The sequence below is a fragment of the Streptococcus sp. KR genome, assembly GCF_002238115.1.
Lineage (GTDB): Bacteria > Bacillota > Bacilli > Lactobacillales > Streptococcaceae > Streptococcus.
Genome location: NZ_NGVM01000388.1, coordinates 1 through 213 on the forward strand (window position 1 = coordinate 1; position 213 = coordinate 213).

General features: G+C 45.5%; 1 pseudogene. It reads left to right on the plus strand.

Annotated features, from left to right (window positions below):
* Positions 1-190 (plus strand): annotated as a pseudogene (locus CBI42_RS12400) (6-phospho-3-hexuloisomerase); the annotation flags it as partial.
* Between the last annotated feature and the right edge of the window lie 23 nt (positions 191-213).

Here is a 213-nt window from a genome sequence, read left to right on the forward strand (position 1 = left end):
GCTTGGGGATGCAGTTATCGTGGTTCCTGGCGCTACCAAAGCCGGTGATGGGGTTAAATCCATCCAGTTGTTGAGTACTTTGTTTGATCAAAGTGTTCACATTACTTTGGATGTTTTATGTCTCAAGCTGAGTCGTCGGGATCACGTTTCGAATGATGCTGCCAAAGCTGAGCACAGTAACATGGAATAATCAATTTGTCGGACGTTTGGGAG